We start from the raw sequence: 254 nt of genomic DNA, 5'->3' as shown, positions 1-254 counted from the left end.
GGACGACCAGCTCAAGCCCGACGTCGGCCTGCAGGTGCTTGCCCATCGCGGCGTGCGGATCGTCGTTCTGACACGAGGTCGAGAAGTAGAACGGCGAGCACTGCGCGCCGGCGATCGGCGACGGTCCCGCGTTCGAGCTGATGAGGAAGGTCTGCGAGTCGATCACCGGCTTGTAGATCGCCATCATGACGTTCGAGAAGATCACGCCGGAGATGAAGTCGACCTTGTCGCGCTGCAGCAGCTTCTGCGCCGCC

1 protein-coding gene is annotated in these 254 nt (G+C 64.2%); it reads right to left on the bottom strand.

Going from position 1 to position 254, the window contains the following annotated elements; translation table 11 throughout:
* A partial coding sequence (locus Q5762_RS39040; RefSeq protein WP_315897064.1) for an ABC transporter substrate-binding protein occupies positions 1–254 on the bottom strand: 254 nt, incomplete at both ends.

The organism is Streptomyces sp. P9(2023) (assembly GCF_032436795.1).
Lineage (GTDB): Bacteria > Actinomycetota > Actinomycetes > Streptomycetales > Streptomycetaceae > Streptomyces.
The sequence above is the reverse complement of the archived record's forward strand: the minus strand, read 5'-3'. Positions and strand labels throughout refer to the sequence as shown.